The organism is Archangium violaceum (assembly GCF_016887565.1).
Taxonomy (GTDB): Bacteria; Myxococcota; Myxococcia; order Myxococcales; family Myxococcaceae; genus Archangium; species Archangium violaceum_B.
Genome location: NZ_CP069396.1, coordinates 9,379,625 through 9,399,679, shown reverse-complemented (window position 1 = coordinate 9,399,679; position 20,055 = coordinate 9,379,625). Strand labels below are relative to the sequence as shown.

Annotated in this window: 13 protein-coding genes; 11 read left to right on the top strand and 2 right to left on the bottom strand. The window is 68.9% G+C overall.

Going from position 1 to position 20,055, the window contains the following annotated elements; genetic code table 11:
- The first annotated feature begins 138 nt into the window (after nt 1-138).
- Nucleotides 139-3,060 carry a PD40 domain-containing protein gene (locus tag JRI60_RS37485; RefSeq protein ID WP_204220732.1) on the top strand — a complete coding sequence of 974 codons (2,922 nt, stop codon included), beginning with the start codon at nt 139-141 and terminating at the stop codon, nt 3,058-3,060.
- A 79-nt stretch (nt 3,061-3,139) separates the two neighbouring features.
- Here the strand turns inward: JRI60_RS37485 and JRI60_RS37480 are convergent, their stop codons facing one another.
- Nucleotides 3,140-5,398, bottom strand: a complete 2,259-nt coding sequence (locus JRI60_RS37480) for a di-heme oxidoredictase family protein (RefSeq protein ID WP_430384339.1) — start codon at nt 5,396-5,398, stop codon at nt 3,140-3,142.
- 145 nt (nt 5,399-5,543) lie between these two features.
- Complete coding sequence (locus JRI60_RS37475; protein WP_239469949.1) at nt 5,544-6,287, bottom strand: sulfite exporter TauE/SafE family protein; 744 nt, start codon at nt 6,285-6,287, stop codon at nt 5,544-5,546.
- 24 nt (nt 6,288-6,311) lie between these two features.
- Between JRI60_RS37475 and JRI60_RS37470 the strand changes: the two genes are divergently transcribed.
- From JRI60_RS37470 to cglD, 10 genes are all read left to right on the top strand, one after another.
- Entirely contained in the window at nt 6,312-8,726 is a 2,415-nt protein-coding gene (locus JRI60_RS37470) for a heavy metal translocating P-type ATPase (protein ID WP_204220723.1), read from the top strand.
- Nucleotides 8,723-8,908 (top strand): cytochrome oxidase, encoded by a 186-nt coding sequence (locus tag JRI60_RS37465; protein ID WP_204220720.1) that lies wholly within the window; start codon nt 8,723-8,725, stop codon nt 8,906-8,908. Before JRI60_RS37470 ends, JRI60_RS37465 begins: the two co-directional genes overlap by 4 nt.
- Before the next feature lie 19 nt (nt 8,909-8,927).
- Entirely contained in the window at nt 8,928-11,270 is a 2,343-nt protein-coding gene (gene ccoN, locus JRI60_RS37460) for a cytochrome-c oxidase, cbb3-type subunit I (protein ID WP_204220718.1), read from the top strand.
- Entirely contained in the window at nt 11,270-11,482 is a 213-nt protein-coding gene (locus JRI60_RS37455) for a CcoQ/FixQ family Cbb3-type cytochrome c oxidase assembly chaperone (protein ID WP_204220715.1), read from the top strand. The genes ccoN and JRI60_RS37455 overlap by 1 nt, the downstream gene beginning before the upstream one ends.
- On the top strand, nt 11,469-12,017 hold the full coding sequence (locus JRI60_RS37450) for a cbb3-type cytochrome c oxidase N-terminal domain-containing protein (protein ID WP_204220713.1): 549 nt from the start codon (nt 11,469-11,471) through the stop codon (nt 12,015-12,017). The genes JRI60_RS37455 and JRI60_RS37450 overlap by 14 nt, the downstream gene beginning before the upstream one ends.
- Nucleotides 12,018-12,031: 14 nt before the next feature.
- Nucleotides 12,032-13,444: a cytochrome c oxidase accessory protein CcoG gene (gene ccoG / locus JRI60_RS37445; RefSeq protein ID WP_204220710.1), complete on the top strand. Its 1,413-nt coding sequence runs from the start codon at nt 12,032-12,034 to the stop codon at nt 13,442-13,444.
- Between the two features lie 129 nt (nt 13,445-13,573).
- Nucleotides 13,574-14,944: an oxygen-independent coproporphyrinogen III oxidase gene (gene hemN, locus JRI60_RS37440; protein WP_204220707.1), complete on the top strand. Its 1,371-nt coding sequence runs from the start codon at nt 13,574-13,576 to the stop codon at nt 14,942-14,944.
- Nucleotides 14,945-14,946: 2 nt separating this feature from the next.
- Nucleotides 14,947-15,534, top strand: coding sequence for a hemerythrin domain-containing protein (locus tag JRI60_RS37435; protein ID WP_204220705.1), 588 nt, complete (start codon nt 14,947-14,949; stop codon nt 15,532-15,534).
- Between the two features lie 5 nt (nt 15,535-15,539).
- Nucleotides 15,540-15,902, top strand: coding sequence for a response regulator (locus JRI60_RS37430; protein WP_204220702.1), 363 nt, complete (start codon nt 15,540-15,542; stop codon nt 15,900-15,902).
- A gap of 820 nt (nt 15,903-16,722) precedes the next feature.
- Nucleotides 16,723-20,034 (top strand): adventurous gliding motility lipoprotein CglD, encoded by a 3,312-nt coding sequence (gene cglD / locus JRI60_RS37425; protein ID WP_430384418.1) that lies wholly within the window; start codon nt 16,723-16,725, stop codon nt 20,032-20,034.
- The last annotated feature ends 21 nt before the right edge of the window (nt 20,035-20,055 follow it).

Here is a 20,055-nt window from a genome sequence, read left to right as displayed (position 1 = left end):
GGAGTCACCGTCCCGAAAGGCACAGGTCATACCAGCGTCATGAGTAACTTCGGCACTCCTGTCTCACCCCGCGTGGACTCGCGGCGAGACAGGGCCTCCCTTCGCCCCATCGCGGCACACGCGCGCTCTCTCTTTCTGATGGTGGCACTCGCGGTCACCGGCCTCACCGCCTGCGATCCCCCGGAGCCGGATGATCCGGACTCCGGAACGCCTGCCACCCAGGTTGACGCCGGCCAGTCCGGCGGGGGCGATGGCGGGACCGACGGTGGTGACACGGACCCGGGCACCGCGGACGCGGGTGACGCCGGGGGAGTGGGCACTCCAGATGCGGGTGACGCCGGAGGAGCAGGCACGCCGGACGCGGGTGACGCCGGGCCGGGAGGCTCCGATGGAGGAGCCCCGGATGGAGGCCGCTGCGAGCCCGCCTCGGCCGAGCTGTGCAATGGCATCGACGATGACTGCGATGGCGAGGTGGACGAGGGCTTCGCGCTCGGGACCTCCTGCGATGGACCGGACAGCGACCGCTGCATGGAGGGGAAGGTGGTGTGTGGCGCCAATGGCGGCACGGTCTGTAGCGATACCACCGCGGATTCGGTGGAACTGTGCAACCTGAGCGACGACGACTGTGATGGAGAGGTGGACGAGGGCTTCCACGTTGGCGAGTCCTGCGATGGCAAGGACTCGGACCTGTGCGCCGAGGGCGAGCTCGTCTGCAACGCCTCGGGTGGAGTGGTGTGCAGCGATGTCACCAGCAACACCGTGGAGCGTTGCAACGGTGAGGATGACGACTGCGACGGCAAGGTGGACGAGGACTTCGACCTGCGGACGGACCCGGCTCACTGCGGCAGGTGTGACAAGTCCTGCGGAGCGTCGGAGACGTGCTCCAACGGTTCCTGTGTGCCACCCTCGGAGCAGGCCTGTGGCAACGGCAACGATGACGATGGTGATGGATACACGGACTGCGTGGACCCTGATTGCGAGAGTCGCGCGTGCGGCACGGGTTGCATCTGCGAGGGCAACGCCAGGACCGAGTCCGTGTGCGACGACCAGCTGGACAACGATGGAGATGGGCGTCTCGACTGCTCCGACCCGGACTGCGACGGCCCGTCGTGCGCGACCCTGAGCTCGATCACGCTCTCGCCCGGCGATGTCCAGCTCGTCATCCAGGGGAGCACGAGGGCCGTCCAGGCGTTCACCGTCACGGGGACCTATTCGGATGGGCACACCGAGGACGTGACGGCTCAGGCGGCCTTCAGCGTCGATGACACGCGGCTGGGCCTCTTCTCGGGGGCCACCTTCACCTCGGGTACCTCGGTGGGTGGCACCAGCAACGTACGCGCCCGGGTAGGGGCCCTGTCCGTCTCCACTCCCATCACGGTGAAGCTCGAGCAGCGGATCCTGGATCCCATCTCCGCCTCCCTGCCTCCGCAGCCGGAGCTGCGGTTCGACGGAGCGGTGGACGCCGCGCGCAAGCCCCAGCTCCTCCATCCCAACAGCGGAGTCATGATCCCACCCAACCTGGGGCAGATGGAGATCCACTTCCTGCCGGGGGCCGACTCCAACACCCTGTTCGAGCTGTCCTTCCGCAACGGCATCACCGACGTGCGCGTCTACCTGCGGTGCTACGTGCCGAGCGGCTTCTCGTTGCCCACAGGCGTGAGCCGTGGCTGCATCTACACGCTCACCGAGGAGGTCTGGCGGTTCGTGGCCGAGAGCAACCGCGGTGGCCAGCCCGTGGAGCTCGTCCTGCGCGGGACGGGCGATCTGCTCACCGGCCCGGTGGGCGTCTCCGACCCCATCGCCCTCCAGATCTCCCGTTCCACGGTGGAGGGTGCGCTCTACTACTTCACGACCGCCAACAACATGGCCATCGTGCGCCAGGACTTCGTCGGGAACGATTCGACGTACGCCACTTCCGTGTTGAGAGCGAGCAACATCGAGGGTTCCAGCGTGACCTGCGTGGGCTGCCACTCGGTGAGCCGCGATGGCAAGAGGATGGTGGCCGGGGTCAACGGACAGAATGATGGGCGGATCGCCCTGGCGGATCTGTCCACCCTCACCTCCACGACCCGGCTCCCCCTCGCGCAGGGCGGCACGCAGCTGAGCACCTTCGAGTCCTGGAACCCGGAGGGCAGCAGGTTCGTCGGCGTCTACGGAGACACGAACGCCACGCGTTTCAACCTGATGCTCTTCGACGGGAGCACCGGTGCTCTCCTGCAAGAGATCGCCAACACCGGCACGTCGGCCAATCCCGCCAGCCATCCGGATTGGAGCGCGGACGGGAAGACGATCGCCTTCACGTCCGTTGGCATCAAGCAGACGCTTCAGCGCTTCTTCAAGGGTTCCATCCAGCTGGTGTCGGAGCAGCCGGGTGGCGGCTGGAGCGAGCCGATGACCGTGGTTCCGTCGCAGAGCGGGAAGAACCGCTATGCCCCGGCCATCGCGCCCGACTCGTCCTTCCTCGTCTACAACGAGTCCTCCTGCCCCAGCGGCTCGGGTGAGTCGCACATGAACTGCAACTCGGAGAGCGATCCCTCCGCGAGGATGTGGGTGGCGCGGCTGCACGCCAGCGCGGCCCCCGTGGAGCTGGCGCGCGCCAACGCGCCTGGCGTCATGGACGGAAGCACGGTGGACCTGACCAACGGTTACCCGAGGTGGTATCCCAACGTGACGAGAGGCTCGGTGGGCAGTGACCGGTTGATGTGGGTGACGTTCGCCTCCTCCCGCATGTATGGCCTGCGCAGACCCCCCGGGAGCATCGGTGAGAACCTCAAGGGGGTCTTGCTGTGGATGGCGGCGGTGGACCCGGACAAGCTGGCGGCGGGGGAGGATCCTTCCTTCGCGGCCTTCCCGGTGCCCATGCAGAACCTCTCCGCCTCCAGTCACCTCCCTCAGTGGGTGTCGTACCGCGTGAGCAACGGCTGCTCCACGGTGGGTGAGGCGTGTGGTGCGTCCGAAGGCAGTTGCTGCAATGGGACGCAATGCGTGCAGCGCGACAGTGACCCGCCGCTGCCCTGCGATGTGTCCGGCGCCTGCGTGTGCCTGGCCATCCCCCAGTGAGCACCAGGCAACCCCGCATGTGAATGAAACGGGGGCCGCGACGACAGCGCGGCCCCCGTGTGTTGCGAGGAGGCCTTGATCAGAGGGACTTCAGGAACCGGATCAAGGCATCCCGGTCGGCGGCGGGCATCTTGGCGAAGGCCTGCTTGGACGACTCCGCCTCGCCCCCGTGCCAGAGGATGGCCTCGGACAGGGTGCGCGCGCGGCCGTCATGCAGGTAGGCCTCGCCGCCGCTGACGCCGGCCGTCAGGCCGATGCCCCACAGCGGCGGGGTGCGCCACTCCGAACCCGAGGCGTTGCCCTCCGGGAGGTTGTCGGCCAGGCCCGTGCCCATGTCATGCAGCAGCAGGTCGGTGTAGGGGTGGATTGTCTGGCCGCGCAGCTCCGCGTTGGGGTGATAGGGGCTGGTGGTCAGGGTGGCCTTGTGGCAGCTGGCGCACCCCGCGCTCTGGAAGAGGGTCTCACCGCGCAGGGCCTGGGCGTCGCTCAGATCGCGGCGGGCCGGGACACCCAGCAGGGCGATGTACCGGACGATCTTGTCGAGGTCCTGATCGCTCAGCTCCGTGCTGGAGCCCGAGCAGCCGGCCTGCGAGGTGCCACAGTCCAGGGTCTTGTAGACGGAGGTCGTGACGCCCAGGTCGCCGTTGAAGGCATCGGCGACCTGGTGCCGCAGACGCGCCAGGCCCGCCTTCCAACCGAAGCGGCCCAGGCGGGTCTCGCCCGTCTGGGGATCCGTCACGGTCCGCGCGCGCCCGGAGATGCCGTCCCCGTTGCTGTCGTTCGGGTCGGCCAGGGCCATGACAGCGCTTTCAGAAATGGCCTCCAAAAGGCCCAGACCCACCAGCTGAGGGGTGCCGCGCGCCGAGTAGTGGGTGGGGATGACGTTGAGGAAGCTGTAGGTCGGCTTGCGCAGCTGGTAGGCCGTGCCGTCGCCGAACTGGCCGCTGGTCGTGGTCCATCCGGAGATGCGCACGTCCGCCTCGGGGGTCCCGCTGGTGCTGAACGGCTGCAGCTTGGCGCCGAGCTGCGGATCCGCGGTGACCGTGGTGCCGTTGACCCGTCCCACCTTGACCACCATGTTGTTCAACGTGGTGTTGGTGGTGGTGGGCGGCAGGCCCCGGCCGTTGTTCTTGTGGCAGGCGACACAGGAGCGCGCGATGTAGTTCGGTCCCAGCTTGTTCACCTGCTCGGTGAAGATGGGGTTGCCCGACTCGGAATGGCTGCCATTGCCGAAGTCGGTGTGGTGGATGCGCCGGCCCTCGACGAAGGGCTGCGCGTTCACGGGCGCCATGTTCAACGCCATCTGCATGAAGCGCTCGGCCGGCTCGTTCGAGAACGGCTGGTTCAGCGTGGTCCGGCCACCGCTCCACCCGGCCTCCGGCATCGGGTAGGAGTCCATCAGGGTACCGACGCCCTCGAACGGCACGATGCCGCCGCTGCCCACCATGTACAGCCAGGCACGGGAGTAGTAGTTGAAGCGGCCTTCCACCGGCTGCTTGAGGAAGACGCCGACCTCGATCTCCATGCGATCGCCAATCTTGATCGCCCGGCCTTCCTTGGCGTTGTAGTTGACGCTGGCGGTGTAGAGGTTGTCATTCACGCGGCTGAAGGTGCCGTTGTGCCAGTACTCGGCCACCGTGTTGATGCCCCGGAAGAAGGCGCGGAAGTTCGTGCCGTCGTGCGGGTAGACGGTGTGGAGATTGACGATGATCTGGTTGCCGCCCTTGGCGACCTGGTCCACGATCTCGATGGAGTAGGTGCGGTTCGCGAAATACAGCGAGAGGAAGTGATCGTACGCCTGGAATTGGCTCTCACGGGCGTGGCGGTCGCGCACCCGCTCACCGACGCGGGTGATCAGCGCCTGGGACGTATTCTCCACCAGGGCCGGCTCCAGCGGCGTGCCGCTGTTGAAGAGGGGCACGACGTTGGCGGTGCCCGCATCGATGGAGGTGCCCGCATCGGTTCCCGCGTCGGTGCCCGCATCGATCGAGGTGCCTGCGTCGGTCCCCGCGTCGGTGCCAGCATCCGTGGAGGTGCTGCCGTGCGTGTAACGGGCCGCGGGCGTGTCGCGAGCGCAGTTACAGGAGACGTCCCAGTAGGTGAAGTTGTAATCAATGGTGTTGCCACTGACCAGATTGCTCACCGTGTACTGGTTTCGTCCGTTGACGACCGTCATCCGGACGTTGAGCTGTCCTCCATTGTTGAGGGTGTAGTGGATGTCCGCCCAGGAGGTGGTGTCCACGTAGAAGATGGCGGAGGAGCCAGAGCTCTGCACGCCGTAGGTGGCCGCCACACCCTCGCCAGCCCACAGGCTGGTGATGAGTAATGCGACAGCCATTGCGGTTGTCTTGTTGAACATGGGGACTCTTCACTTTCCGTTTGAAGCAGCTCACGCACTGGCCGTTTCCGGCCAGGACGGATAGTGAAGAGAAAATGGAACAAGTGGTAAGTCAAGCTGATACGTTGTTGGGCGCCCGACGCTTCTAGTGGCAGCTCATGTGACGCGCTGTGTCGCCCACGGCCCGGTAGATGAGCACCGCCGCGGCCACCAGCGGCACCGCGCGCTTCAGCACGAACGCCGCCACGCGCGGCTGCCTCTGCCAGAGGCCCGTTTGCAGCTGTGCGCCCAGCAGCGCCGGCAGCCCGCCCAGCGCGAACGCCCCCAGCAGCAACGCCCCTCCTCCCAGGGAGCCACTCGTCAGCGCCGCCGCGTACACGCCGTAGAGCAGGCCGCACGGCAACAGCGGCGTTACCGCACCCATTGCGCCCGATCTGCTCAAAAGCGAAAACTTTGCGCCCGCCCGGGTGATGGCGCCCGCCAGGTGTGACAGCCCCGGCAGCGGGCGCAAACGCTTCCCCAGCTCCAGCGCCGAGGCCACCAGCGCCGCCGCCATCACCCAGGGCAGCCAGGGCCGCGTCGACACCGCGAGCGCGCGGGTCACCCCTCCGCCCAGCGCGCCCAGCAGGCCGCCCATCAGCGCGTACGCCCCCACGCGCGCGCTCTGATAGGCGAGCACCGCGCGCCACCTCTCCGGGCCCTTCACGCCCGGCAATCCCGCGCAGGCCAGTGGCCCGCACATGAGGAGGCAGTGCACGCTGCCGGTGACGCCCACCATCAACGCGCCCGCGGCGCCCGCCACCACCACGGGGGCCGGAAGGATCTGTCCGAAGAGGCTCTGGAGAACGGGAAGGGCCGCGGTCATGCCCCGGTCCATCGCAATGGGCATGCCGTTCGCAAGGGGGCCGAGCCGATGCTGGCTTCCCCGCCAATCGAGCGCCTCCCGGCCTCTTGCCGTCACTGCGGCAGCCCCGTTCCCGAGGGCTCGTCGCCGAGGGATTTCTGCTGCGCGGGCTGCGAGGCCGTGCACCGGCTCCTCGTGGACCAGGGCCTCACCCGGTACTACGCGCTGGCCGATGGCAAGACGGCTCCGGCGCCCGAGCCCAGGCAGGACCGGGGCCTGGCCTGGCTGGAGCCGCTCGTGGCCCGCGCCGAGGCCACCACCGGCCCGGTGTGCGCGCTCGAACTGGACGTGCAGGGAATCCACTGTGCCGCATGCGTCTGGCTGATGAACGAGCTCTTCCGCCGCCAGCCCGGTGGGGCCTCGCTCACCGTCAACCCGGCGCTCGGCAAGGCGCGGCTCGCCTGGCGCAGGGGCGCCTTCGACGTGGCCGGCTTCCTCCGCTCCGTCGAGGGCTTCGGCTACCTCTTCGGACCCGGTCGCAAGAGCTCCGAGTCCGCCTCGCACGACCTGCCCATCCGGCTCGGCCTCTGCGCCGCCATCACGATGAACGTGATGCTCTTCTCGGTGAGCTTCTACGTGGGGCTCACCCCCGCCGACGGCGAGGTCTTCTCCCTCTTCAGCCAGCTGAGCCTGTGGCTCTCCACCGCCGTGGTGCTGGTGGGGGGCTGGCCCTTCTTCCGCTCCGCCTGGCGCGGGCTGCGCAGCGGCGTCCTCCATCTGGACCTGCCCATCGCCCTGGGCATCCTCCTCGTCTTCTCCACCTCCCTGGTGAAGGCGCGCGACGGCCGGGGAGACCTCGCCTACTTCGACACGCTCAACACCTTCGTCACCCTGATGCTGGTGGGGCGCTGGTTGCAGCAGCGCGTCCTCGAGCGCAACCGCCGCTTCCTCCTGGAGGATGATGGCGCGGAGGGACTCTTCGCCCGCCGGCAGGAGGGGGACCGGCTCGTCACCGTGCGCGCCGCCGAGCTGCGCGCGGGAGACGTGCTCGTCATCGCCCCGGGCGAGCTGGTGCCCGTGGACGCGGAGCTGCTCGACGCGCGCGCCAGCTTCTCCACCGACTGGGTGACGGGCGAGCCGGACGTGCGCGCGGTGGAGCAGGGGGGCGAGGTGCCCGCCGGTGCCTTCAACGCGGCCCGGGGTGCCGCCCACGTGCGTGCCCGGACGGACTTCCAGGACTCGCCGCTGGTGGCCCTGCTGCGCCAGACGCCCTCGGCGCCCGGCCGTGTGCCCGCGCATGCGCGCTTCTGGAACGCGGTGTCCCGCCGCTGGGTCCTCTCCGTGCTGCTCGTCTCCGCGCTGGGTCTCCTCCTCTGGCTCCCCCAGGGCCAGGACAAGGCGCTCCAGGTGGCCGTGGCCCTCCTCGTGGTGACGTGCCCGTGCGCCATCGGCATCGCCGTGCCACTCGCGTACGAGCTCACCCAGACGCGCCTGCGTCGGCTCGGCCTCTTCGTGCGCAGTCAGGATCTGTTGGACCGGCTCCCCCGCGTGCGCAAGGTGCTCTTCGACAAGACGGGCACGCTGACGCTCGGCCGGCTGGAGCTGGTGGACCGCGAGGCCGTGGATGCGCTCGCGCCCGAGTCGCGCGACGTGGCCTTCGACCTGGCCGCGCGCAGCAACCACCCGGTGAGCCGGTGTCTCGCCGCGGCCCTCTCTCGTGCCGGCGCGCGCTTCTCCACCGGCGCTCAGGTGACGGAGCACCCCGGGCAGGGCCTGGAGCTGCTCCGGGCGGACGGTACGTGGCGACTGGGTGCCCCGGCTTGGGCGGCGCCCGGTGCCACGGGGCTGGAGGGAACCGTCCTCGCTCGGGATGGCCAGCCCCTGGCCTCCTTCGCTCTCCGGGAGTCCGTGCGCGCCGACGCGCGCCGGGAGATCCAGACGCTGCGCGAGGCCAGCCACGAGGTGTGGCTCATCTCCGGCGACGCGCCCGCGCGGGTGCGCGCCATGGCCGAGGCGCTGGACGTGCCGGTGGAGCACGCGCTCGGTGGCCAGCGGCCCGAGGACAAGGCGGAGGCGGTGGCGCGCATCGACCAGGCGGACACGCTCTACCTGGGGGACGGAGTCAACGACAGCCTCGCCTTCGAGCGCGCCTTCTGCGCTGGCACGCCCGCCATCGACCGGCCGGTGCTGCCGGGCAAGTCCGACTTCTTCCTCATGGGCGAGGGCCTCTCGGCCATCCGCGAGGCGCTGGTGCTCTCGCGCCGCCTGCGCCAGGTGGTGCGGCGGGTCATCGGCATCTCGCTCGCCTACAACGTGGTGACGGTGTCGGTGTGCCTCGCCGGGCTGATGACGCCGCTGCGCGCGGCCGTGGTCATGCCGCTCAGCTCCCTGTCCCTCATCCTCTTCACCCTCGCGAGCCTCTCGGCCCGCCGTTCGCATGCGGCCGGGGAGACACCGAGTGCCTTGAAGGAGGTGCCCGCATGAACGTCATCGTCCTCCAGGTCTTCGTCAGCCTCATGCTCGTGGCGGGCTCGGTGCTGCTCTACGCCTTCAGCGTGCGGCACCGCGACTCCGAGCACGCCGACCGCCTGTCCCTCATTCCGCTCGAGGACGACACCGCCCGCCCCCCGCCGGCCGTGTCCTCCGAAGCCAACCCGCGGCAGTGAATTTCCCCGAGGTGCTTTCGTGCAACAGCAACGCATCGTCTATGACGACACCACCACCCGGCGATTCATCGCCGCCTCGCTGCTCTTCGGCGTGGTGGGCATGCTGGTGGGCTGCATCGTCGCCGCCCAGCTCGCCTGGTGGCAGCTCAACTTCGGCGTCCCGTACCTGACCTTCTCCCGCCTGCGCCCGCTGCACACCAACGCGGTCATCTTCGCGTTCGTGGGCAACATGATGTTCGCCGGCGTCTACTATTCCACCCAGCGTCTGTTGAAGACGCGGATGGCGTCGGATCTCCTCTCGAAAATCCATTTCTGGGGATGGCAGGCCATCATCGTCGCGGCGGCCGTCACGCTGCCGCTCGGCATCTCCACCTCGAAGGAATACGCCGAGCTCGAGTGGCCCATCGACATCGCCATCACGCTGGTCTGGGTGGTGTTCGCCATCAACTTCTTCTGGACGCTGGCGAAGCGCAACGAGAAGAACCTCTACGTCGCCATCTGGTTCTACATCGCCACCATCATCACCGTGGCGGTGCTGCACATCGTCAACAGCCTGGCGTTGCCGCTCAGCCCTCTGAAGAGCTACTCCGTCTTCGCCGGCGTGCAGGACGCCCTGGTGCAGTGGTGGTACGGCCACAACGCGGTCGCCTTCTTCCTGACCACGCCCATCCTGGGCATCATGTATTACTTCCTGCCCAAGGCGGCCGAGCGCCCGGTCTACTCGTACCGGCTGTCCATCATCCACTTCTGGGCCCTGGTGTTCATGTACATCTGGGCAGGCCCGCACCACCTGCTCTACACCGCGCTGCCGGACTGGGCGCAGTCGCTGGGCATGGTGTTCAGCGTGGCGCTGTGGGCCCCCTCCTGGGGCGGCATGCTCAACGGGCTGCTCACCGTGCGCGGCGCCTGGCACAAGCTGCGTGAGGATCCCGTCATCAAGTTCCTCATCGCGGGCCTCACCTTCTATGGCATGGCCACTTTCGAGGGGCCGCTGCTCTCCATCAAGTCGGTGAGCGCGCTGGGCCACTACACGGATTGGATCATCGGCCACGTGCACGGTGGCGCCCTGGGCTGGAACGGCCTCATGGCGGCCGGCATGTTCTACTGGCTGGTGCCCCGGCTGTACGGCACGAAGCTGCACTCGGTGAAGGCGGCCGATCTGCACTTCTGGACGAGCACGGTGGGCATCCTGCTCTACATGGTCGCGATGTGGGCCTCGGGCATCAACCAGGGCCTCATGTGGCGCGCCACCAACCCGGACGGCACGCTGCTCTACCCGAGCTTCGTGGAGACGCTCATCGCCATCCGGCCCATGTACATCGTCCGCTTCCTGGGCGGCTCGCTCTACCTGGCTGGCTTCATCCTGATGGTGTGGAACCTCTGGAAGACGGCCCGCTCCGGCCAAGCGGTGGATGGCGAGACCACCGTGGTGTTGGAGGAGCTGGCCCCCGTGCCCGTGGTGCCCGGCAAGCCGGCCTGGGTGGCCGTGGTCACCGGTTGGCCGCTCCTGTTCGCGCTGGCCATCATCGGCCTCAGCATCTTCCTGGGCTGGTCGGGTCCCGTGCGTGCCATCGCCATCATGGGCGCCATGGTGGCCCTGGGCGAGTTCGCGTGGATCGTCGCCCGGCGCAACCGTGAGACGGGCGGGCCCTCCTGGTTCGCCCTCATCGAGGGCCGTCCGCTGGCCTTCACCGTGTTCACGCTGCTCGCCATCCTCATCGGCGGCGTGGCGGAGCTGCTGCCCACCATCCTCATCAAGCAGGCGGTGCCGGCGCACGGCGAGGCCCAGCAGCCGTACTCCCCGCTGGAACTCCAGGGACGAGATCTGTACGTCCGCGAGGGCTGCTACGTCTGCCATTCGCAGATGATCCGCCCGTTCCTCGCCGAGTCGCAGCGCTACGGCGACGTGTCGCGCGCCGAGGAGTTCATCTACGACCACCCGTTCCAGTGGGGCAGCAAGCGCACGGGTCCTGACCTGCACCGCGAGGGTGGCAAGTATCCCAATCTCTGGCACTACACGCACCTGATGGATCCGCGCGCCACCAGCCCCGGCTCCAACATGCCTCCGTATCAGTGGCTCGCGGAGAACAAGCTGGAGGTGAAGCTGGCACCCAAGAAGCTGGCGCTGATGCAGAAGCTCGGCGTGCCCTATACCAACGCGGACGTCGACGCGGCCGAGGCCCGCCAGAAGGCCCAGGCCGAGGCCATCACCGCAGACCTGGCCAGCCAGGGCGTCCAGGTGGCGTGGGATTCGGAGATGGTGGCCCTCATCTCCTACCTGCAGCGGCTCGGGCGCGGGCCCCAGGACATCGCGCCCGTTCCGGGCGGCCTCGAGACGGCCTCGGCCGGAGGGACTCCCTGATGTGGAAACAATTCTACGAGGGGATGGACCTCGTCCATCTCCCGCTCTTCACCCTGCTTCTCTTCTTCGCTGTGTTCCTTGGCGTGGCCGCCTGGGTGTTCCTCGGGCGGCGGGGCCAGGACTACGACGCGCTGGCCCGGCTGCCGCTGGCCGAGCCGGGCGCGGTGACTTCCGACCCCCGCGGCGCGAGGACCCACCATGAGCGCGAGTGACAAGTCGGGCGTTCTCCACGTCTACGACGGCATCGAGGAGATGGACAACCACCTGCCCCGGTGGTGGCTGTTCATCCTCTGGGCCACCCTCATCTTCGGCTTCGGCTACTGGTACTACTACCACGTGACGGGCATGGGCCCGGGCTCGCTGGAGGTGTACAAGGCCGAGGCCGCCGAGGCCGCGCGCCTCGCGGCTTCCAACAAGCCCGTGTCCGACGACACGCTGCTCGCGCTGATGCAGGACTCCCAGTCGGTGGAGCTGGGCAAGGCGCAGTTCCAGCAGCAGTGCGCCTCCTGCCACGGCCAGAAGGGCGAGGGACTCATCGGTCCCAACCTCACGGACAACTTCTGGCTGCATGGCGGCAAGCCGATGGCCATCCACAAGACGGTGTCCGAGGGCGTGGTGGCCAAGGGCATGCCCGCCTGGGAACGCACGCTGGGCGCCGAGCGCGTGCGCTCCATCGTCGCGTACGTGCTGACGCTCAAGAACACGAACGTGGCTGGCAAGGCGCCCCAGGGCGAGCCAGAGCAGTAAGGGAGGGAAGAGCCATGCAGCCTCGAGCTTCAGGGCCGGACACCGGGCACCTCTCCTCCATCCGGCCGGATGGCTCGCGCGTGGCCATCCATCCCTCGGATGTGCGTGGCCGCTTCGTCACCCGGCGGCGCATCGTCTACGCGGTGCTGATCGCCTTCTATGCCGTGCTGCCCTTCCTCCGGGTGGGGGGCCACCCCGCCGTCCACCTGGACGTGGCCGCGCGCCGCTTCTACCTCTTCGGGAGCACCTTCAACGCGCAGGACTTCTGGCTCGTCCTCTTCCTGCTCACCACCGCGGGCTTCTCCCTGCTCTTCGCCACCGCGTGGCTGGGGCGTGTGTGGTGCGGCTGGGCCTGCCCCCAGACGGTGTTCCTCGAGGGCGTGTACCGGCGGCTCGAACGGTGGATCGACGGCCCCCGCGAGCGCCGGCTGAAGATGGCCGCCGGGCCGTGGACACCGGAGCGGGTGCTGCGCGCGGTGGCGAAGCATGGCGCCTTCCTGGGCGTGTCGTGGCTGCTGGCGCACGTGGCGCTGGCGCTCTTCATCTCCGTCAAGGACCTGGAGACCATGGTGAGGGAGGGCCCCGGTGGGCACGGCGTGCCCTTCACCTGGGCCATGGCCGTCACGGGCGCGCTGTACTTCAACTTCGCCTGGTTCCGCGAGCAGCTGTGCGTGGTGGTCTGCCCCTACGGGCGCCTGCAGTCAGCCATGCAGGACAGGGACTCGCTCATCATCGGCTACGACGCCACCCGCGGCGAGCCCCGGGGCCGGCTGATGAAGGCGAGGCTGGTGGTTCCCGAGGCCCCTCGGCAGGGCGACTGCGTGGACTGCCGCAAGTGCGTCACCGCCTGTCCCACCGGCATCGACATCCGCAACGGGTTGCAGATGGACTGCATCGCCTGCACGCAGTGCGTGGATGCCTGTGACGAGGTGATGGAGAAGCTGCGGCGTCCCAAGGGCCTCATCCGCTACGACTCGCTCAATGGCCTGGCGGGCCAGCCCCGAAAGGTCCTCCGAGCGCGCCTGTTCATGTATGGCGGGCTCCTGGCGATCTCCGCCATCGCGCTCACGGTGAGCCTGGTGGGCCGTACGCCCTTCGAGGCCAACCTGCTGCGCTTCCCCGGCATGCCCTACCTCCTGGAGGGCACCACGGTGCGCAACCAGCTCGAGCTGCACCTGGTGAACAAGAATCCCACCGAGTCCACCTTCACGGTGCGGGTGGACAGCCCGGTCCCCGCCTCGGTGGTGCTGCCTCTGCCCCAGGTGAAGCTCGGCTCGCTGGAGGGCCAGCGCGTGCCGCTCTTCGTCACCGTGGAGCGGAGCCAGCGTCTCCCCTTCACCTTCCACATCGAGGTCTCCGACCAGGCGTCCGGGCAGGTGAAGCGCCTGGAGGCCCGCTTCCTCGGGCCTCCCTCTCCAGTGCGGTAGCGGGGCCGATGGGTTCCTGAAGCGCAACCATTGCGTCCGGACGCAGCCCTTGCGCCCGGAAACGCTGTCGGGACTGGGGTTTCCGAGGGCTCGACGCTGGCACGGTGCTTGGAATGGCAAGGGGCACCGATGCGCTCGTCCCTGGAAATCCCCACGCCTTCCGAAGAGCTGATGCGGCGCTACGACGTCGCCGGCCCCCGCTACACCAGCTATCCCACCGCCCCCGAGTGGAAGCAGGACTTCGGCACCGAGCACTACGCCGAGCGGCTCGATGTGGCCGGCACTGCTGGAGCCGATGAGCCGCTCTCCCTGTACGTGCACCTGCCGTTCTGCCGCAGCCTCTGCTGGTACTGCGGGTGCAACGTGGTCATCTCGCAGGACCGGAGCGCGGCGGACACCTATATCGACCATGTCCTCCAGGAGCTGTCCCAGGTCGTGGAGCGGCTGGGTCACCGGCGCAAGCTGTCGCAGGTGCACTGGGGGGGTGGCACGCCCACCTTCCTGTCCGAGAAGCAGCTCGAGCGCCTGTGGAGTGGCATCACCCGGCACCTCTCTCCGCTGCCGGACGCGGAGGTGGCCGTCGAGGTGCACCCGGCCGTCACCACGCCGGAGCAGCTCTCCCTGCTGAGGGAGCTCGGCTTCAACCGCGTCTCCATGGGGTTGCAGGACTTCGACCCGAAGGTGCAGGAGGTGACCAACCGCCACCAGCCCTTCGAGCAGACGCGCGCCCTGCTGGAGCACGCGCGGGGCCTGGGCTTCTCCGGGGTGAACTTCGATCTCATCTATGGGCTGCCGTACCAGAACCCGGAGGGCTGGGAGCGCACGCTGCGGCAGGTGCTGGAGCTGCGGCCGGACCGGCTCGCCGTCTACTCCTTCGCCTTCATCCCGGACGTGCTCAAGCACCAGCGGCGCATGCCGGCCGAGGCCCTGCCGGACGCGCGCACCAAGCTGGGGCTGTTCCGCTCGGCGTGGGCCGCCTTCGTGGAGGCGGGCTACCGGCCCATCGGCATGGACCACTTCGCCGTCCCCGAGGACGAGCTGGCCCGCGCCCAGGAGCGGCGCGCGCTGGGGCGCAACTTCCAGGGCTACACGGTGAAGGCGGCCTCGGACGTGGTGGCCCTGGGGGCCACCGGCATCAGCGACGTGGGCGGGGCCTATGCGCAGAACGTCCGCGCCCTGCCGTACTACTACGAGCGCGTCCGCGAGGGCCGCTTCGCCACCGAGCGTGGCATCCAGCTCACCGAGGATGACCGGCGCCGCCGCGCGCTCATCACCCAGCTCATGTGCAACTTCTGGGTGGACCTGGGCGAGGACGGCACGCGCGACTTCGCGCTGGAGTTGGAGCGGCTCAAGCCGCTGGAAGACGATGGGCTGGTGCGCCGGGAGGGGAGCCAGCTCGAGGTGACCCCCCTGGGCCGGCTGTTCGTGCGCAACGTGGCGATGGTGTTCGACGCCTACCTGCGCCGGGCCGAGCGGCCCCGCTTCTCCCGGACGGTGTGAACATGGACGCCATCGACATCCTGATGAACGAGCATCGCCACATCGAACGCGTCCTGGACGTGCTCGAGCGGGCCGTGGTGCACGGGCGTGGCGGAGGTGACGTCTCCCCGGTGCTCTTCGAGCGGGCCGCGCACTTCCTCCTCACCTTCGTGGATGGCAGCCATGACGCGAAGGAGGGCGAGGTCTTCCAGGCCATCACCTCGCGGGGGTTGCCGCTGGGCGAGGGTGTGATGGCGGCGCTCTCCGGGCAGCACGCCATGGGGCGCGAGCTGGCGGAGGAGCTGCGCGAGACGGCGCGTGCGGTGACCCGGGGCGAGAAGGAGCCCGAGGACATCTACGTGCTCGCGGAGCGCTACGTGCGCCTGGAGCGGGGCCACACGGAGGCGGAGGAGGGGCGGTTCTTCCCCATCGTCCGGCGGCTGCTGCCGGTGGACATGATGGAGCGGGTGCGGGCGAAGTTCGCGCGCATCGAGGCCGCGCACGGGCCACTGGCCGACGCGGCGGATGCCCTGGAGCTGGCCTTTCCCCTGCCGGCCACCCCCGTGCGCCGCATGGGGGGTGGACGCCCACAACCCTGGGGTGGGCGGTGAGTGCGATGAAGCGCATCCTGGTGGTGGATGGCGAGCCGGTGGCCGCGGGAGCGCTGTGTGACCTGCTGTTGATGGATGGCTACTCCGCGGTGGGCCTGTGCGGGACCAAGGAGGCCGTCGAGCGTCTGCGCAACGAGGCCTTCGATGCGATCATCACCGACGTGGAGCTGCCCGGAGGCAATGGGCTGGACGTGGTTCGCACCGCCCGCGAGTCCCGGCCGGGCGTGCCGGTGCTCGTGGTGACGGGGCTCGTGAGCTCCCTGGCCTCCGTGGCAGCGCTTTCATTGGGCGCGTACCGGGTGCTGGGCAAGCCCCTGCGCTACGAGACGCTCATCTCCGAGCTGCGGACCTGCACCCAGGGCCGTTGAGGGCGCGGGCTTCCGTCTTCCTGGCCGAGGAGTCAGAAGGAGCGTGTAATCTTCCGCGTCGCCGGGGGGCCCGTCCCCCCGAGAGCACGGACCTATGACTTCTTCTCTTCGTCTTCTCGCGACTTTCCTTCTGGGAAGCGCGCTCGTGACTTCCGGGTGTGGTCCTGGAGACCCCCCGGGCAGTGGTGGCACTCAACCCGATGGCGGTTCCCAGCCGGGGCCCGATTCGGGAATCCCAGGGACCTTTGACCTGGACTGCGATGGCTTGTCGGACGAGGAGGAATACTCCTTCGTCCTCGTGGGCGGGCTGAAGACGCACCCGGCCTCGCAAGACACGGATCAGGATGGCATTCCAGACGGTATCGAGATGGGACGCGCGGGGAGCGTCGACCCCCGCTGTGCCTTCGAGGCGTTGCCGGATGCGGACCCCTCCACCCAGACCCACCCGGCGGTGGCGGACACGGATGGTGATGGGCTGAAGGATGGGCAGGAGGACATCAACCACAACGGTCGGGTGGATCCGGGCGAGACGGACCCGAACGATCCCAACGATTACGGCGAGGTGCCAGATGCTGGTGGGGGCTCCCAGCAGGATGGTGGAGCCCAGGTGCCGCCCGACGCGGGCACGACGACGGACGCGGGCAGCTCGACTCCGGATGCGGGCACGGCGACGGATGCGGGCACGACGACGGACGCGGGCAGCTCGACTCCGGATTCGGGCACGATGACGGACGCGGGCAGCTCGACTCCGGATGCGGGCACGGCGACGGATGCGGGCACGACGACGGACGCGGGCAGCTCGACTCCGGATGCGGGCACGATGACGGACGCGGGCAGCTCGACTCCGGATGCGGGCACGGCGACGGATGCGGGCACGACGACGGACGCGGGCAGCTCGACTCCGGATTCGGGCACGACGACGGACGCGGGCACGGCGACGGATGCGGGCACGGCGACGGATGCGGGCACGACGACGGACGCGGGTACGACGACGGACGCGGGTACGACGACGGACGCGGGTACGACGACGGACGCGGGCTCCCCGGCACAGGACGCGGGGCATCCGGATGATCCGCGCGCCCCGGAGCGGGACCTGGACTGCGATGGCCTGTCGAACGGGCAGGAATACTCCGTCATCTACCTGGGCGGGCTGAAGACGCACCCGGTCTCGGACGACACGGATCAGGACGGTGTCCCGGACGGTGTCGAGGTGGGCATCACGGCGGGGGTCGACCCGCGCTGTGCCTCGGTGCCGGTGGACACGGACCCCTCCACCCGCACGCATCCGGTGGTGGCTGACACGGATGGCGATGGGCTGAAGGACGGGCAGGAGGACAGCAACCGCAATGGCCGGGTGGACCCGGGTGAGACCGATCCACAGGCTTTCGACACGGATGGCGATGGCCTCTTCGACGGCCTCGAGCTCAAGGTCACCCATACCAACCCGCTCGCTCGGGACACGGACGGTGACACCTGCGCGGATGGCTCGGAAGACGCCGACCGCGACGGCGTGGTCGACCTGGGCGAGACCAACCCGAACGACGCCAGCGATTGCGGCCCGAACAGGGCCCCCGATGCGGACCGTGACGGCCTGCCGGATTCCATCGAGGACGCCACCGGGACGAACAAGCTGAACCCGGACACGGATGGCGATGGGCTGAAGGATGGTCTCGAGGATCGCAACCACGACGGCCACGTGGGCCCCAACGAGACGGATCCGCGCGAGAAGGACTCCGACTGTGATGGCCTCCTGGATGGCCCGGACCAGGGTTCCTTCCGCGGCGAGGACCTGAACGCCAATGGCACGCGTGACGCGGCCGGAGAGACGGACCCGATCCGCCCGGATACGGACCTGGACGGCATCCTCGATGGCGTGGAGCGTGGCATCGCCACGGCGGCGGCGCCCGACTCCACCTGCGGCTACTCCGGTGACGCGGACCCCTCCACCACCACCGACGCCGCGAATGCCGACAGCGATGCGGATGGCATTCCGGATGGTGCCGAGGACACCAACCAGAATGGTCGCAAGGACCCGGGCGAGCTGGATCCGCGTGACGGCAGCGACGGCGCCTCGAACACGCTGCCCGGTCAGGCCTGCGCTCCCCAGAACCTGCGGCAGGTGACCTTCAAGGACGACAACGGCGGTGACATCCGCGTGGCGCTCCGGCCCTCCTTCCAGGAGGTGCGGCAGCTCCTCGTGGGTGGCAACGGCCGCGGCTTCATCGGCTACGACGACACCCACAAGGTGGCCTTCATCGCCTACAGGCGCGGGCAGGCGGGCTCCTCGACCACGCCGATGGGTGACGAGGCGTACGTGCGCGGCCAGTTCAGCCCGGCGGTGGCGTCGACCACCGTCACCACCCAGACCTTCACCACCTGGGACAACCACGCGGCGGTGCTGGCCCGCTATGACCAGCCCGCGACCACCAACCTGCGCGACTACGCCAACGCCGTGGCCAACACGCTCGTCGGCTCGGGGGCTGGAGTGTTGTCGGGTGGAGCGGGCGTGAGCGGGCCGTACAAGATCCAGGCACAGTACGTCCACCGTTCCAACCAGAGCGTCGTGGTGGTGCTGGCCATCACCCCCGCCAACCGCTTCGTGGAGCCGGGGCTCTTCGTCATGGGCGACACCGCGGGCGGGTCGGCACTGGCCCAGTTCGGAGACACGGACGCGCTCCAGTGCGAGGTCTTCACCCCGGGCAACGGCATGACCGACTTCCTCTTCGTGGTGGACGACAGCGGCTCCATGGAGACGTCCCAGAGCGCACTGGGCAACGCCGCCACGGCCGTGGCCAACCGGCTGGCCAACTCGCAGCTCGACTGGCGCATCGGCATGGTGACCACGTCCTACACGCAGACGGGCTATGGAATCCCCAACGCCGGGGTGTTCCGCGGCTTCACCCGCGACATCAATCAGTTCAAGGCGTGGTTGCAGAAGGACGCCCCGTGCCCTGACACCACCCAGGGGTGCTGGGTCGGCGTCAGCGGCTCCGCCGACGAGATGTCCCTGCACAGCACGCGCGGCGCGGTGGAGTACATGACCAACGCCAGCACCCCCACGGACAAGAAGTACCGTCCGGGCGCCAGGCTGGTGGTCATCATCCTCACCGACGTGCGTGACACGAACGACAGCACGCCCGTGAGCACGTACATCGACTACTTCAAGGGCGCCAACCCCACCGGACAGCTCATCCCCATGCACGGCATCATCTGCGATGCGGCCGGTGGCGAGTGCTATCCGGGCGAGCCCGTCCACGACCAGCGGCACGTGGAGGTCATCCAGGCCACGGGCGGCATCACGGGCAGCATCCGCAGCGCCACGTCCATCCAGAACACCATCAACACCATCATGGACAGCACGATCGCCGCCTCGGGCTACCGCACGCTCAAGCCGCCCATCGGCGCCTCGATGCGGGTGGCGGTGGAGTCGGTGTTGGATCCCTCGCAGTGCAACGCGAGTGACCTGCCGCGCAGCCGCGTGAACGGCTTCGACGTGGACGGTGTCAGCCAGGCGCTGGCCTTCTACGGCGCGTGCCGTCCCTCCGTGGCGGGCGTGACGAAGGCCGCCATCTCCTACCGCTACTGGACCGACCGCACGCCGAACAAGGATGGCACTCCGCCACCGTGCTCGACGGATATGGCCTATTACGATCCGCGCGAGCCGGACTTCTGCCGGGGCACTCTGGCCTGCGATCTGTCGACGGGCCAGTGCGCGTGCCCGTCCGACTGCGGGGGGGGTGGCTCGCCCGGCAAGGTGTGCAACACCGACCCGGCCGTGTGTGCCTTCACCTGCCCCACGGACTGCAACGGGCTCTGCGGCCGTTTCGAGGAGTGCAACCCCAACACGTGCGCCTGTCAGTGCGTGCAGAGCGCCACCTGCCAGCCGGGCATGCGGTTCGACCCGGCGGCATGCGCCTGTGTCTGCGATACGGCGGCGCTCGAGTGCGGGCCGACGTACCAGGCGGACCCCAACGCGTGCGCCTGTGTCTGCAAGCCGGACTGTGGCGGCTGCGGGCCGGATCAGCAGTGCAACGCGGACCTCTGCCAGTGCGAGGCGTCTGGCGTTGCTTCCCTGGGGGCGAGCGCGCTGACGTGTCTGAACCCCCTCTCCGCCTCCTCCATGGGGCGGTAGGAAGTGGGTGGGCGCCGGGGC

Coding starts and splice junctions, on each gene's coding strand:
- cglD (WP_430384418.1), top strand. CDS start 16,723: ATGACGGACGCGGGCAGCTCGACTCCGGATGCGGGCACGGCGACGGAT.
- JRI60_RS37435 (WP_204220705.1), top strand. CDS start 14,947: ATGGACGCCATCGACATCCTGATGAACGAGCATCGCCACATCGAACGC.
- JRI60_RS37430 (WP_204220702.1), top strand. CDS start 15,540: ATGAAGCGCATCCTGGTGGTGGATGGCGAGCCGGTGGCCGCGGGAGCG.
- JRI60_RS37475 (WP_239469949.1), bottom strand. CDS start 6,287: ATGCCCATTGCGATGGACCGGGGCATGACCGCGGCCCTTCCCGTTCTC.
- ccoG (WP_204220710.1), top strand. CDS start 12,032: ATGCAGCCTCGAGCTTCAGGGCCGGACACCGGGCACCTCTCCTCCATC.
- JRI60_RS37455 (WP_204220715.1), top strand. CDS start 11,270: ATGTGGAAACAATTCTACGAGGGGATGGACCTCGTCCATCTCCCGCTC.
- JRI60_RS37450 (WP_204220713.1), top strand. CDS start 11,469: ATGAGCGCGAGTGACAAGTCGGGCGTTCTCCACGTCTACGACGGCATC.
- JRI60_RS37470 (WP_204220723.1), top strand. CDS start 6,312: ATGCTGGCTTCCCCGCCAATCGAGCGCCTCCCGGCCTCTTGCCGTCAC.
- hemN (WP_204220707.1), top strand. CDS start 13,574: ATGCGCTCGTCCCTGGAAATCCCCACGCCTTCCGAAGAGCTGATGCGG.
- JRI60_RS37465 (WP_204220720.1), top strand. CDS start 8,723: ATGAACGTCATCGTCCTCCAGGTCTTCGTCAGCCTCATGCTCGTGGCG.
- JRI60_RS37480 (WP_430384339.1), bottom strand. CDS start 5,398: ATGGCTGTCGCATTACTCATCACCAGCCTGTGGGCTGGCGAGGGTGTG.
- JRI60_RS37485 (WP_204220732.1), top strand. CDS start 139: ATGGTGGCACTCGCGGTCACCGGCCTCACCGCCTGCGATCCCCCGGAG.